Origin of the sequence: Micromonospora sp. SH-82 (assembly GCF_051132485.1) — a bacterium.
Classification (GTDB): domain Bacteria; phylum Actinomycetota; class Actinomycetes; order Mycobacteriales; family Micromonosporaceae; genus Micromonospora.
This window is the reverse complement of the sequence record NZ_CP148049.1, coordinates 5720372-5733849: the sequence shown is the minus strand read 5'-3', so window position 1 is coordinate 5733849 and position 13478 is coordinate 5720372. Positions and strand designations below refer to the sequence as shown.

General features: G+C 70.9%; 13 protein-coding genes. 5 read left to right on the top strand and 8 right to left on the bottom strand.

What is annotated here, in order from left to right; all coding sequences use genetic code 11:
- Window position 1: 1 nt before the first annotated feature.
- From WHN02_RS25100 to WHN02_RS25090, 3 genes are all read right to left on the bottom strand, one after another.
- On the bottom strand, window positions 2–472 hold the full coding sequence (locus WHN02_RS25100) for a roadblock/LC7 domain-containing protein (protein ID WP_434741117.1): 471 nt from the start codon (window positions 470–472) through the stop codon (window positions 2–4).
- Window positions 469–840 (bottom strand): hypothetical protein, encoded by a 372-nt coding sequence (locus tag WHN02_RS25095; protein ID WP_434741116.1) that lies wholly within the window; start codon window positions 838–840, stop codon window positions 469–471. Before WHN02_RS25095 ends, WHN02_RS25100 begins: the two co-directional genes overlap by 4 nt.
- Before the next feature lie 277 nt (window positions 841–1117).
- On the bottom strand, window positions 1118–1660 hold the full coding sequence (locus tag WHN02_RS25090) for an NUDIX hydrolase (protein ID WP_434741115.1): 543 nt from the start codon (window positions 1658–1660) through the stop codon (window positions 1118–1120).
- A 152-nt stretch (window positions 1661–1812) separates the two neighbouring features.
- On the opposite strand from WHN02_RS25090, the gene WHN02_RS25085 reads away from it, so the two are divergent.
- The 3 genes from WHN02_RS25085 (at window position 1813) to npdG (ending at window position 3922) form a co-directional block, all read left to right on the top strand.
- Window positions 1813–2016: a hypothetical protein gene (locus WHN02_RS25085; protein WP_350899888.1), complete on the top strand. Its 204-nt coding sequence runs from the start codon at window positions 1813–1815 to the stop codon at window positions 2014–2016.
- Between the two features lie 82 nt (window positions 2017–2098).
- On the top strand, window positions 2099–3121 hold the full coding sequence (locus WHN02_RS25080; RefSeq protein ID WP_434741114.1) for a hypothetical protein: 1023 nt from the start codon (window positions 2099–2101) through the stop codon (window positions 3119–3121).
- 102 nt (window positions 3122–3223) lie between these two features.
- Complete coding sequence (npdG, locus tag WHN02_RS25075) at window positions 3224–3922, top strand: NADPH-dependent F420 reductase (protein ID WP_434741113.1); 699 nt, start codon at window positions 3224–3226, stop codon at window positions 3920–3922.
- Window positions 3923–4082: 160 nt separating this feature from the next.
- On the opposite strand, the gene WHN02_RS25070 is transcribed toward npdG, so the two are convergent.
- The 4 genes from WHN02_RS25070 to WHN02_RS25055 form a co-directional block, all read right to left on the bottom strand.
- Window positions 4083–4547 (bottom strand): hypothetical protein, encoded by a 465-nt coding sequence (locus WHN02_RS25070; RefSeq protein WP_434741112.1) that lies wholly within the window; start codon window positions 4545–4547, stop codon window positions 4083–4085.
- Window positions 4548–4698: 151 nt separating this feature from the next.
- Window positions 4699–5184 carry a hypothetical protein gene (locus tag WHN02_RS25065; protein ID WP_434741111.1) on the bottom strand — a complete coding sequence of 162 codons (486 nt, stop codon included), beginning with the start codon at window positions 5182–5184 and terminating at the stop codon, window positions 4699–4701.
- A gap of 158 nt (window positions 5185–5342) precedes the next feature.
- Entirely contained in the window at window positions 5343–6188 is an 846-nt protein-coding gene (panB, locus tag WHN02_RS25060; protein ID WP_434741110.1) for a 3-methyl-2-oxobutanoate hydroxymethyltransferase, read from the bottom strand.
- 102 nt (window positions 6189–6290) lie between these two features.
- Window positions 6291–8072 (bottom strand): NAD+ synthase, encoded by a 1782-nt coding sequence (locus WHN02_RS25055; RefSeq protein ID WP_434741109.1) that lies wholly within the window; start codon window positions 8070–8072, stop codon window positions 6291–6293.
- A gap of 250 nt (window positions 8073–8322) precedes the next feature.
- Here WHN02_RS25055 and glnA point away from each other — a divergent pair, with 250 nt between their 5' ends.
- Entirely contained in the window at window positions 8323–9672 is a 1350-nt protein-coding gene (gene glnA / locus WHN02_RS25050) for a type I glutamate--ammonia ligase (RefSeq protein WP_350897276.1), read from the top strand.
- Window positions 9673–10030: 358 nt separating this feature from the next.
- The gene (locus tag WHN02_RS25045; RefSeq protein WP_434741108.1) at window positions 10031–12709 is read left to right on the top strand and encodes an alpha-amylase family glycosyl hydrolase; all 2679 of its coding nucleotides are present in this window, start codon (window positions 10031–10033) and stop codon (window positions 12707–12709) included.
- 225 nt (window positions 12710–12934) lie between these two features.
- On the opposite strand, the gene WHN02_RS25040 is transcribed toward WHN02_RS25045, so the two are convergent.
- A complete protein-coding gene (locus WHN02_RS25040; RefSeq protein ID WP_434741107.1) occupies window positions 12935–13429 on the bottom strand; it encodes a hypothetical protein in 495 nt (164 codons plus the stop codon).
- Window positions 13430–13478: the final 49 nt, after the last annotated feature.

Here is a 13478-nt window from a genome sequence, read left to right as displayed (position 1 = left end):
GTCACTGCTGGGTCAGCAGCGCGGCCAGCCGCTCGGCCACCGGCGGAGCGTGCAGGTGCAGCCGGGCCACGTTGATCGCGTCCTGGCCGACCACGGCCAGCAGCGCCTGGGCGCTCACCGCGTACACGCTGAAGTAGCCTGCCTGGTTGCGGACGGTGGACTGGCTGAACACGCCCTGCCCCAGTCGCAGGCTGACCTGGCGGCCCAGGCCGTAGGTGGTCGCCGCCATCGCGGCCAGGTCGTCGGGGTCGAGGCCGGGCGGTACGTCATGGGTGATGAGCAGCCCGTCCACCCCGCCGAGGACACTCCCCTGGACCCCGGGGATCTGCAGGCGCAGCTCGGCCAACTCCCGGCCGATCGCCGGGTACGGCAACGCCATGTTGCCGGCCAGCGAGGGAGGGAGCCGGGGCGGTGGTGGTGCGTCCAGTCGCTGCGCTGTGCGACGGGGCAGGAAGGTGTCGCCGGTGTTCACAGTTCCAGTTGCTCCTCGATGCTGCGCAACTGATGCCGAGCGAGCGCCAGGTTGGACCGGGTCTTGCTGAGCATCAGGTACAGGAACAGACCCATGCCGGTACGGCTGTGCAGAGGCCGGATGATGTGGTACTGGTTGCCCAGCGTGATCAGCATGTCCTCGATCTCGTCGTTCAGCTTGAGCATCTCGATGGTACGCAGCTTCGCGCGTACCACGTCGGTGTTGCCGGCCGCCGCGACGGTGAGGTCGATCTCCGGTGTCCCACCGGCCACGCCGAGGGTCATTCCACTGTTGTAGTCGACCAGGGCGACGCCGATGGCGCCGTCGATGGTCATGGCGTCCTTGAGAGCGGTGTCGAGGTTGGCCACGTTGCCTCCAGAAGTCGGCTGACGAGTGTGCCTGAGCAGCGTAGAGGGGGTCCGTCGGGGATTCTCCGACGCCCCCGGCGCTGAGGCACAGCGAGAGTTGCACACCACCTGCCGGATTCGCATCTCGTGAGCCCCGAACGGACTGAGCGGATCACGGTGGACGACCGGCGGACGGGTGGGTCCGCCGCTGCGGTGGATGGCCTCCGGCCTGCTGCTTCTGCTAGTGGATCGCCCCCGGCCTGCTGTCCTGCTGTCGGGTCCGGCTCGGCCGTCCCGGCTATCGGATCCGAGCGGCGAACCCGGAACCGGTGCGACGGATGTCGGCGGCGTCCCGACCGCCGTCCGACCCGGCCTCCGCCGGGACGAACCAGGTCGGTCCCTCCTCGGGCAGGGCGTGCTCGATGATGAGCCGGTCGAGAGTGTCCAGGTCGGGAAGGCGCTCCAACGGGAACCACTCGACGGCCTCGGACTCGTCGTCGTTGACCCGGGCGACGCCCGCCAGCAGCCGACACCGCCAGGCCAGGTTCAGGATCTCGCACAGGTCCCCGTTGGGGTACCGGTGGGTGTGCGACACGACACTGGTGAGCCGCTGCGGGGCGACGGTGACCCCGGTCTCCTCCGCGACCTCACGCACCACTGCGGTCGCCGGTTGCTCACCCGGGTCGACGAACCCGCTGATCAGCGACCACCGGCCGTCGTCGGAGCGCTTGCCGAGCAGGATCCTGCCCTCGTCGACGATCACCGCACTGACGCTGGGAACGTAGACGAGTTCGTGGCCGACATGCTTGCGCAGCCCCGCGATGTAGTCCGGTACACCCATCCGTCGACCCTACGTCTGATGATCGACTCTCCGCTGCCCGCTCTTTCGCCGATCCGCCCCGGGACGCCCCTGACCAGGTCTACTGTGGAAGACATCCACGACTTTTCCCGGAACCGGTGGCGGCCGGGCGTCGTGCGGTGCACAGTGATCCCATGAGCGACAGCGGACGTGACGGGAGCTACTTCTGGTGCACCCGACACCACCGGGTCGAGACCGGCGAGGACACCTGTCCCGCGCGACACGTTCTCGGCCCGTACTCCTCTGCCGCCGACGCCGAGAACGCCCTGCAGAACGTGCAGGACCGTAACGAGGCGTGGGAGGCCGAGGACGCCCGTTGGGCCGGGGAGGACGAATAGACGGCGCGGGAGTGCCCGCGTCGAGGAACTCCGTGCTCCGTGCGGAGCCACGCGAGAGCATGTCCCCAAGGAGGGAACCCAGATGGCCGAAGCACAGAAGGCCACCACCCGCCCGGCCGCCGAACGTACGACCCCGACGAAGACCACCACGGCGAAGCGGTCCCCGGGCGGGGCGACCGGTGCGGCCCGGACCACGGCGACGCGTCGGTCCACTACGACGACCACGGCGAAGGCCCCGGCCCGTGCCGGTGCCGCCGGCCGGACCCCGGTGAGGAAGACCACCGCCACGACCGCCCCGGCCGGGAAGACCGCCGCCAGGCGGGCACCGGCGACGAAGACCACCGCCGCGAAGGCCTCCACCCGCAAGGCCACGACTGCGGCGACGGCCCCCACCCGCAAGGCCACCACGGGCTCGGCCCGCAAGGCGACGACCGGCCCGGCCCGCAGTGCGACGACCGGCCCGGCCCGCAAGGCCGCGACCGCGACGAAGTCCTCCGCCCGTACGACGGCGACGGGGTCGGCCCGTAAGACGGCGACCGCCACTGCGGGCTCGGCTCGCAAGGCGGCGACGGCCACGAAGAAGGCGACTGCGGGTCCGGCCCGCAAGGCGACGACGACCGCCACAGGTTCGGGCCGCAAGGCGACGACGGCCGCCACGGGTTCCGGCCGCAAGGCGACGACGGCGACGAAGAAGGCCACCTCGACGGCGGCCCGCAAGACCACAGCGGCGGCGAAGAAGGCCTCGACCGCCGCCCGCAAGGTCACCTCTACGGCGCGGAAGTCCACCACGGGTCGGACCGGTGCGGTGGTGAAGAAGGCCGCCGCCACGACGGCACCGGCGCGCAAGACCACGGCGAAGAAGGCTCCCGCGAAGAAGGCCCCCGCCCGGAAGGCCACCGGCACCTCGACCACCGGTCGGGCTGCGGCGGCGAAGAAGGCGACCCCGACGCGACGCAGCGCCGGTACGGCAGCCGCCCGCAGCACCGCCGGCACCAGTCGCCGCAGCGTGACGGGGACCGGCGGCAACGGCCGGGCACCGGCCGAGCCCACCGCCGCGCGGGTCACCGCCGCCCGGACGACGGCCCGGCGGGCAGCCGCGAGCTGAACCACGGTACGCACGACCGCCGGGACGCCTCCGGCGGCCGTGCGTACCGCGTCGGGGTCAGGTCGCCACCCTCGCGGCGTCGGGCTTTGCGAGGATGCACCAATGGCATACGACGCGAGCACGCTGCCCGACGTGTCCGGACTGACAGTCGGCATCATTGGTGGCACCGGCGACCAGGGGCGGGGGCTCGCCTACCGGTTCGCCCGAGCCGGTCAGACCGTCCTGATCGGCTCCCGTGACGCCGGGCGGGCCGCCGACGCCGCCCGGGAGATCGCCGGACTGCCCGGGGTGGACCCGGGCGCCACGGTCACCGGTGCCGACAACGACGAGGTGGCCCGGCTCAGTGACGTCGTGATCGTCGCCGTGCCGTGGGACGGGCACGAGCCCACCGTCGCCGCCCTCGCCGGACCGCTCGCCGGCAAGATCGTCGTGGACTGCGTGAACCCCCTCGGGTTCGACAAGCAGGGTCCGTACGCCCTCACCGTCGCCGAGGGCAGCGCCGTACAGCAGGCCGCGCGGCTGCTCCCCGACTCCCGGGTCTGCGCGGCGTTCAACCACGTCAGCGCGCCTCTGCTGGCCGACCCGGATCTCGACCGGATCGACCTGGACGTGCTCATCTGCACCGAGGACCGTGAGCTGGTCGGGGTGGTCGCGGCGTTGGCCGCCCGGATCCCCGGGATGCGCGGGGTGTACGCGGGCCGGCTGCGCAACGCCCACCAGATCGAGGCGTTCACCGCCAACCTGATCGCCATCAACAAGCGGTACCGGACGCACGCCGGGATCCGGGTCACCGACCTCTGACCCCGGGCCGGCCCGTCCACCCCGCCCCGCCGGGCCACCCGGATCGGGTCCGGGCGTGCCGCCAGGCCGCGTGGACCGGTCCGGCGGTGCCGCCGGTGCCGTCGTACGCGAAGGGACCCCTCCGACACCACGAGCGGGTGGAGGGGTCCGGCGCGTACCGTCAGAAGTTGGTGGTGACGCCGGCCTTCGCGCAGGCGGTGTTGAGGTCCTTGGCGGCCTTCTCGCCCGCCGTGTCGTCGGCGGCGGCGGCCTGCGGGTCGGCCTCAGCACCCAGCCGGACGACGTGCGTGCTCATCTCCTTGATGGCGGGGGCGACCTCGCTGTCCGGGCCGCCGGCGGCGACCGCGGCGGCCATCCGCTTCTCCATCTCGGTCAGGATCTCCTTGGTCAGCGCCGGGGACGGCTCGCCCTCGGTGGCCATGGCCTCCTTGACGATGCGCTGCTGCATCTCCTGGAAGTCCTTGGAGATCTTCTCGCAGAGCTCCTTGTCGCTCAGCGTCTCGACGGCCGGGGCCGAGGTCGGGGCGGCGGCCGACTCGGCGTCGGTGCTCTCCTCGCCGCCACAGGCGGTGAGGGCCAACAGGGAAAGGGTCAGGGCGACAGGAAACACGCGCAGTCGATTCACGGGCGGGAACACTATCCGGCCCATCGATCGCTGGTCGCGCGGGGTCGCCTCGACGTTCGCGCGGGGTCGCCCCGACGGTTCGCCCAGCCGACGAGGGGCACCGACTCGACTCCACGTCGAGCGGGTGCCCCTCGGGTGACTGGTGGACCGGTCAGAAGTTGACCTCGACCCCTGCCTTCTTGCAGGCGGCGTTGAAGTCCTTGCTGGCCTTGTCGATGGCCGGGGTGTCCATGGCGGTCAACGGGTCGGCGGCCTTCGCCGCCTTCTCGAACTCCGTGACGAACGCCTTCAGGGCGATGACCGCATCGCTGTCGGGGCTGCCACTGGCAACGGTCTCGGCGAGGTCCTTGGCCATCTGGGTCGCCACCGCCTTGGTCGCGTCCACCGACGCGTCGCCCTCGGTCGCCACGACTCGGACGATGGCCTGCTTCATCTCGGTGCCGGTCTTCTGCGCCTTCTCGCAGACCTCCTTGTCGTCGATGGGGTCGACGGCAGGGCTGGCCGGTGCCGGGGAGTCGGCCGAGGTGGAGGCGGTGGTGGGGGTGGCCGCGGCCGGGGTGGCGTCCTCGCCGCCGCAGGCGGTGAGGGTCAACAGGGAAAGGGCCGCTACGGCCGGGAACATGCGCAGTCGGTTCACGGGCGGGACAATATCCGGTTCCACTTCGGATGATCACGCCGGACCGGCGATCCGAGTGTCACCCGCGCCGCCGCGACCCGCCGCGACCCGCCGCGACCCGTGAGAAGGGGCCCCTTCTAGGCCGTGAGCGTTAAGAAGGGGCCCTTCCTTGCACGGGGTCAGAAGGTGTGTTCGGAGGCGGGGAAGTGCCCGCCACGGACGTCGTCGGCGAAGGCGCGGGCCGCCGTCGACAGGGCACCCGCCACGTCGGCGTAGCGCTTGACGAAGCGCGGTGCCCTCCCGGTACGCAGACCGGCCATGTCCTGCCAGACCAGCACCTGGGCGTCGGTCTCCGGACCGGCCCCGATCCCGACGGTGGGGATGGTCAGCTCGGCGGTGACCCGCTTGGCCACCTCGCCCGGGACCATCTCCAGCACCACGGCGAACGCCCCCGCCTCGGCGACCGCACGGGCGTCGGCGAGCACCTCCTCGGCGGCGTCACCGCGCCCCTGGACCCGGTACCCGCCGATGGCGTGCTCACTCTGCGGGGTGAACCCGATGTGCGCCATCACCGGGATGCCGGCCGAGGTGATCGCCTCGATCTGCGCCGCGCAGCGCCGGCCGCCCTCCAGCTTGACGGCGTGACAGCCGCCCTCCTTCATGAACCGTACGGCGGTGCGCAGCGCCTGGGTGGGACCCTCCTCGTACGAGCCGAACGGCAGGTCACCGACGACGAGGGCCTGCCGGGTGGCCCGGACCACCGCCCGGACCAGGGGCAAAAGCTCCTCGACGGTGATCGGGACCGTCGTCTCGTACCCGAAGACGTTGTTCGCCGCCGAGTCACCGACCAGCAGCACCGGCACCCCGGCCGTGTCGAAGATCGACGCCGTGTACTGGTCGTACGAGGTCAGCATCGGCCACTTCTCGCCGCGCTCCTTGGCCGCGACCAGGTCACGGGTACGGACCCGGCGGGTCACCGGACCCCCGTAGAGGGCGGTCACCTCCGGCTGCGTGGGTTCAGTCATGACTGTCTCCTTTCCTCGAGGCCGCTGGCGCGGTCCCCGGGTTCCGTCGCGATCGTCGCACCGGTTCCGGCGTGTTCGACAGGGAGCAGTGCAGGACGTCACTCAGTCGCGTTCGCGCCACCTGTTGGTGATGGGTAGCCGACGGTCCCGACCGAACGCCTTCATCGAGATCTTCGTACCGGGGGCGGACTGGCGGCGCTTGTACTCTGCGGTGTCCACCATCTGCAGGACCCGGTCGATCACCGCCGGGTCGTGACCGGACTCGACGAGCCCGTCCCGCCCCAGGTCGCCGTCGACGTAGCCGATCAGGATCGGGTCCAGGACGTCGTAGTCGGGCAGCGAGTCGCTGTCGAGCTGACCCGGGCTCAGCTCCGCGCTGGGCGGCTTGCCGATGGAGTTCTCCGGGATCGGCGGTGTCTGACCCCGTCGGGTGGCGTCGGCGTTGCGCCACCGGGCCAGCCGCCACACCAGGGTCTTCCACACGTCCTTGATCGGGTTGAACCCGCCGACCGAGTCGCCGTACAGCGTCGAGTAGCCGACCGCCAGCTCGCTCTTGTTGCCGGTGGTCAGGACCAGCGGCCCCTCCTGGTTCGACAACGCCATCAGGATCACCCCGCGTACCCGGGCCTGGAGGTTCTCCACCGCCACCCCGGACAGCGACATGTTGGCCAGGAAGGTGTCCACCATCGGTTGGATCGGCTCGACCCGGTAGTCCAGCCCGGTCCGCTTGGCCAGGTCCGCCGCGTCGTCACGGGAGTGTTCCGAGGAGTGCCGGCTGGGCATGGAGACCCCGATCACCCGCTCCGGGCCGACCGCGTCCACCGCCAGGGCGGCCACCACCGCCGAGTCGATGCCCCCGGAGAGGCCGAGCACCACCGAGGGGAACCGGTTCTTGCGGACGTAGTCGCGCAGGCCCAGCACCAGCGCCTGCCACACCTCCGCCTCGTCGGCCACCGGTTCGACCGTCCCGCCGTGGCAGGCCGGGCCGGTGGGGGCGGGCAGTTCCGCGCTGACGGTGACCCGGTCCACCCGCATCCCGGAGGGCGGTTCCTGACCGGCGGCACCGGCGGGCAGTTCCGCGACGGTCGTGGTCGTCGCCGCCGGGAGTTCCAGGTCCTGGAGGACCAGGTGCTCGACGAACTGGGGGGCGCGGGTGACGAGGGTCCCGTCGGTGTCGACGATCATCGAGTCACCCTCGAAGACCAGCTCGTCCTGGCCGCCGGTCATGTTGACGTACGCGATCGCCGCCCCGGCCTCCTCGGCCCGGCGACGCAGCAGCGGCAGCCGCAGGTCGTCCTTGTTCAGCTCGTACGGCGAACCGTTGACGGAGACCACCAGTCCGACCCCGGCGGTGCGGGCCACCGCGAACGGCCCCCCGGCCTGCCACAGGTCCTCACAGATGGTCAGCGCCACGTCGACCCCGCCGACGCGGACCACGCTGAGGGTGTCCCCGGGCACGAAGTACCGGTCCTCGTCGAAGACGCCGTAGTTGGGCAGGTGGTGCTTGAAGTAGGTGGTGACCACGGTGCCGCCGTGCAGCACGGCGGCGGCGTTGCGTGCCCCCCGCCCCGGCTCGGCGTCCCCGCTGACCTGCGGCGGACCGTCGGCGTCCAGGTAGCCGACGACGACCGCGACGTCCCCGAGGCCGTCGACGGCGAGGTCGGCGGCGAGCCGTTCCAGGGCGGCCTTCGACGCCGCGACGAACGATCGGCGGAAGACCAGGTCCTCGACCGGGTAGCCGGTCAGGGTCATCTCCGGGAACGCGACGAGCTGGGCACCGCCGTCGACGGCCCGTCGGGTCCAGGAGCGGATCAGCTCGGCGTTGCCGGCGAGGTCGCCGACGGTCGGGTTGACCTGGCACAGTGCGAGACGCAGGGTGGGCATGACCCTCATCTTGCCCCAGCCCGCGAGACCAAACATCTCGGTGCGCCGGGGAGTGGGCGACACCGCCACGAGTCGGCTCCCGGCCGCGTCGACCGGACCCGTCCGGGGGGTCCGCGTCGGGGTGGGACACCGCAGGACGGCTCCGCGCGGGGTCGCGTAACGTCTGCGTAACGGGGTCAATGAAGACTGGGCGGTCAGGTCGCGTCGACCGGACCGGTGGCGGACGAGACAGTGTCGCGGAGGAGTGGAAGTGGACCGTCAGCAGGAGTTCGTCCTCCGTACGCTGGAAGAGCGTGACATCCGGTTCGTCCGGCTGTGGTTCACCGACGTGCTGGGCACCCTCAAGAGCGTCTCGGTGGCTCCCGCCGAGCTGGAGTCGGCCTTCGAGGAGGGGATCGGCTTCGACGGCTCGGCGATCGAGGGCTTCGCCCGGGTCTTCGAGTCGGACATGGTCGCCATGCCCGATCCGACCACCTTCCAGGTCTTCCCCTTCGAGGGCGGGGTCAGCGGCGAGAGCGCCCGGATGTTCTGCGACATCCTGCTGCCCGACGGGGGACCCTCCTGGGCCGACCCCCGGCACGTGCTGCGCCGGGCGCTGTCCCGGGCCGCCGACAAGGGGTTCACCTTCTACACCCACCCCGAGATCGAGTTCTACCTGCTGGAGAACGGCCCGGCGGACGGCTCGGTGCCGGTCCCGGTGGACACCGGCGGCTACTTCGAGCACACCACCCACGCGGTGGCCCGGGACTTCCGCCGACAGGGGGTCCTGGCCCTGGAACGGATCGGGATCTCGGTGGAGTTCAGCCACCACGAGGTGGCCCCCGGCCAGCAGGAGATCGACCTGCGGTACGCCGACGCCCTCACCACCGCCGACAACATCATGACCTTCCGGCACGTGGTCAAGGAGGTGGCGCTCTCCACCGGGGTGCAGGCCTCCTTCATGCCGAAGCCCTTCACCGACCAGCCCGGCAGCGGCATGCACACCCACCTGTCGCTGTTCGAGGGGGAACGCAACGTCTTCCACGACGCCGCCGACCCGATGAAGCTGTCGAAGGTGGCGAAGTCCTTCATCGCCGGGCTGCTCATGCACGCCCGGGAGTACACCGCCGTCACCAACCAGTGGGTCAACTCGTACAAGCGGCTCTTCCCACTGGCCCTGCCCGACCGGATCACCGAGAGCCCGGCGTACGTCTGCTGGGGGCACCTCAACCGGTCCGCCCTGATCCGGGTGCCCGCGTACGGCAAGCCCAACTCCGCCCGGGTGGAGGTCCGGTCGCTGGACTCGGCCACCAACCCGTACCTGGCCTTCGCGGTGATGCTCGGTGCCGGTCTCAAGGGCATCGAGGAGGGGTACGAACTCCCGCCGGGCGCGGAGGACGACGTCTGGTCGTTGAGCGCTGCGGAACGCAAGGCGATGGGGTACGAGGCGCTGCCGGAGAACCTCGCCGAGGCGATCGACGTGATGGCCGGTTCGGAGCTGGTCGCCGAGGTGCTCGGGGAGCACGTGTTCGACTTCTTCCTGCGCAACAAGCGGGCCGAGTGGGAGCAGTACCGCCGCGAGGTCACCCCGTTCGAGCGGCAGCGCTACCTGTCCCTGTGACCGCGTAACCGTCCCACCCTGGAAGCGGATCCCCCCCCCACGACCGGATCCGCTCCCTAACCCTGCCCGGACCCGGTACCCCCACCCCCGATCGGTGACCAAGGGGTTTGGGTCACGGGAGCGCCCGTGGTTGACGCAATCCCCTTGATCAACAGGGGAGGCCGGGAGCGGCGGCGGGGTGGGGCGGTGGCGTGGCGGTGTTGGGGGGTGCAAGAAGTTCCAGTGACGATGTGGGATGGGGATCTGGTTTCCAGGCATTCAAGCTGATAACTTCCTGGCACCGCGTTCGCAACTTTTTGCAACGCCTTCAAGGACTTGCGCCCGCCCGTCCCGGTGGGCGTGGGTGTCAGGAGAACCCATGCGGCGGAAGACCACCCCCATCCGTCGCCGGTGGGGAGCCCTCGCGCTCGTCACCGGCGTGGCCGCCAGCCTGCTGCCCGTCACCGCAGCGGCTGCGGCCGACACCGTCACCGTCTACTACCGACCCCCCACGGCCTGGGGGAACTCAGTGAACATCCACTACGGGGTCGACGGGGCGGCCTGGACCCCCGTGCCCGGGGTGGCCATGGAGGCCGCCTGCCCCGGCTGGCGACGCCGGACCGTCGACCTGGGGTCGGCGACCGGTCTCCAGGCCGTCTTCACCAACGGCTCCGGGACCTGGGACAACAACAACGGGGCCAACTACCGGATCGGCACGGGGACTGTCACCGTCTCCGGGGGCACCCTCACCCCGAACGCTCCCGACCCCTGCGCCCCGGTGGTTCCGGACACCACGGCTCCCTCGGTGCCGGGTGGTCTGACCGCCGTCCCCGGCGGCCTGTCGGTCACCCTGACCTGGAATCCCGCCACCGACGACCGGGGAGTCACCGGGTACGAGTTGACCCGGACCGGGGGTGCCACGGGTACGACCACCGTCGTGGTCACCGGCACCCGGCACGTCGCCTACGACCTGGCGCCGCAGACGGCGTACACCTGGCGGGTCTCGGCTGTGGACGCGGCCGGCAACCGGTCGGCGGCGAGCGCACCCGCGACGGCGACCACCGGGGCCGCACCTGCGGTCGGCGGCTCCCCCCTGGGAGGTGACCCCCGGGAGGACAGCATCTACTTCGTGATGACCGCCCGGTTCGCCGACGGGGACGCGGGCAACAACCGGGGCGGCAGCCAGCACGTGCGCTCCGGGAACGCCGCGAACGACGACCCGATGTTCCGGGGGGACTTCAAGGGGCTGATCGACAAGCTGGACTACGTCAAGGCCCTCGGCTTCTCCGCCCTCTGGATCACCCCGGTGGTGCTGAACCGCTCCGACTACGACTTCCACGGGTACCACGGTTGGGACTTCCACCGGGTCGACCCCCGACTGGAGAGCCCCGGGGCCAGCTACCAGGACCTGATCGACGCCGCCCACGCCAAGGGCATCAAGATCTTCCAGGACGTGGTCTACAACCACAGCTCACGGTGGGGGGCCAAGGGCCTCTTCACCCCCACCGTGTACGGCACCCGCGACGCCCAGTGGAAGTGGTACTACGACCAGCCCCAGGCCGGAAAGGAGTACGACCCGCTCCAGGAGCACCAGGGCACCGACCCGGATCTGACCCCGGCCCAGAACGCCCAGGCCAAGGGACGCCCCTACAACGGTGACCTGTGGTCGGCGACCGCCCCCACCGGCAACCGGTGCCTGAACTGGGGCACCCCCACCGGGGGTCGCAGCCCCGAGGGCTACACCCTGTACCACTGCCAGTGGCCCGTCCCGACCAGCAGACTCTTCCCCGCCGACCTGTACCACCAGTGCTGGATCGGCAACTGGGAGGGGGAGGACTCCCGCAGCTGCTGGCTGCACGAGGACCTGGCCGACTTCAACACCGAGAACGAGCGGGTCCAGCAGTACCTGATCGACGTCTACAACAGGTTCATCGACATGGGCGTCGACGGGTTCCGGATCGACACCGCCGTGCACATCCCCCGGGTCACCTGGAACCGGCGCTTCCTGCCCGCCATCCAACAGCACGCGGTGGCCCGGCACGGGGCCAAGGGCAAGGACTTCTACGTCTTCGGCGAGGTCGCCGCCTTCGTCAACGACAAGTGGAACCGGGGCTCGGTCAACCACTCCGCCCAGTTCTTCACCTGGAAGGAGCGCAAGGAGTACAGCGCCGACGACGTCCGCGCCGCCATCGAGCAGTACGACCACGAACAGCTCCTCGGCCCCAGCGGGCAGCCCACCACCGACAACGCCTTCCTGCGCGGCAACAGCTACCACACCCCGGACCGCTCGAAGTTCTCCGGCATGAACGTCATCGACATGCGGATGCACATGAACTTCTCCGACGCCGGCAACGCCTTCGGCAACGGCAAGGACTCCGACGACAGCTACAACGACGCCACCTACAACGTCGTGTACGTCGACAGCCACGACTACGGACCCAACAAGTCCGGGACCCGGTACACCGGGGGCACCGACGCCTGGGCGGAGAACATGAGCCTGATGTGGACCTTCCGGGGTGTCCCCACCCTCTACTACGGCTCGGAGATCGAGTTCCAGAAGGGGGCCCGGATCGACTGCGGGCCGACCTGCCCCCTGGCCACCACCGGCCGGGCGTACTACGGCAGCCACCTCGCCGGCAGCGTCACCGCCAGCGACTTCGGGGTGGTCGGGTCGGCCACCGGGCAGGTCGCCAGGACCCTGGACCAGCCCCTGGTCAAGCACGTGCAGCGGCTCAACCTGATCCGTCGGGCCATCCCCGCCCTACAGAAGGGGCAGTACTCCACCGAGGGGATCAGCGGGTCGATGGCCTACAAGCGCCGCTACACCGCCGGCGGGGTGGACAGCTTCGCCCTGGTCACCGTCTCCGGTGCGGCCACCTTCAGCGGCATCCCGAACGGCCGGTACACCGACGCGGTGACCGGTGAGGTCCGGACCGTCACCAACGGCACCCTCACCGCCTCGGTCAGCGGCAAGGGCAACCTCCGGGTCTACGTCCTGGACCTCCCCGGCAACCCGGCCCCCGGCAAGATCGGCACCACCGGCCCCTACCTCCGATAACCCCCACCCCACCCACCCCCACCTTTCCCCCCGCTGTGCCCCGCCCCCGTTTCGCCCCGCCCCCGTTTCGCCCCGCCCCCGGTGTGCCCCGCCCCCGTTTCGCCCTGTTGACCAAGGGGTTTGAGTCAGGATCCAGCACTGATCTGACGCAAACCCCTTGATCAACGCTCTGGGTGCCGGACGGTGGCGGTGGGTGCTGGTGGGGGTGGGGTGGGGGTGGTGGGGTTAGTTGTCGGTCTTGTTTCCGGGGTGGCCGTTGGGGCCGGGACCCCAGCCGCCGGGGAAGACGCCCGACTCGACCGCTTCGGTGATCGCGTCGGCCTGATCCTGGGTGAGCTTGCCCTCCTCGACCGCCGTGGCCAGCCGCTCCTTCAGCTTCGCCGCCCGGTCCTCGGGGGTGCCGCCGCGCTCACCCCGGCCGGGCCAGTCGCCCCGTTCGGGACGGTCGGCGGCCCGCTGCTCCCGCAGCTTCTCCAGGGCGGCGGTCACCTTGTCGGTCTCCACCCCCAACTCCTTCGCCAGGGACTCGGCGAACTCCGACCGGTGCTCGGCGTGCCGCTGCTCCCGGTCAGTGCCCGGGTCGGCGGTGGTACTGGTGTTCGGGGACGGGCTGGGGTCGTTCTGGGCGAACGCAACGGTCGGGGCCGCGATCCCCACCCCGAGGACGCCGGCCGCGGCCAGGCCCGCCAGGACGTGCTTCTTCGACATGCTGCGGGACATGAACTCCTCCGACTCTCGTTTCGACGCTCCGACTCTCGGTGGCGGTCGG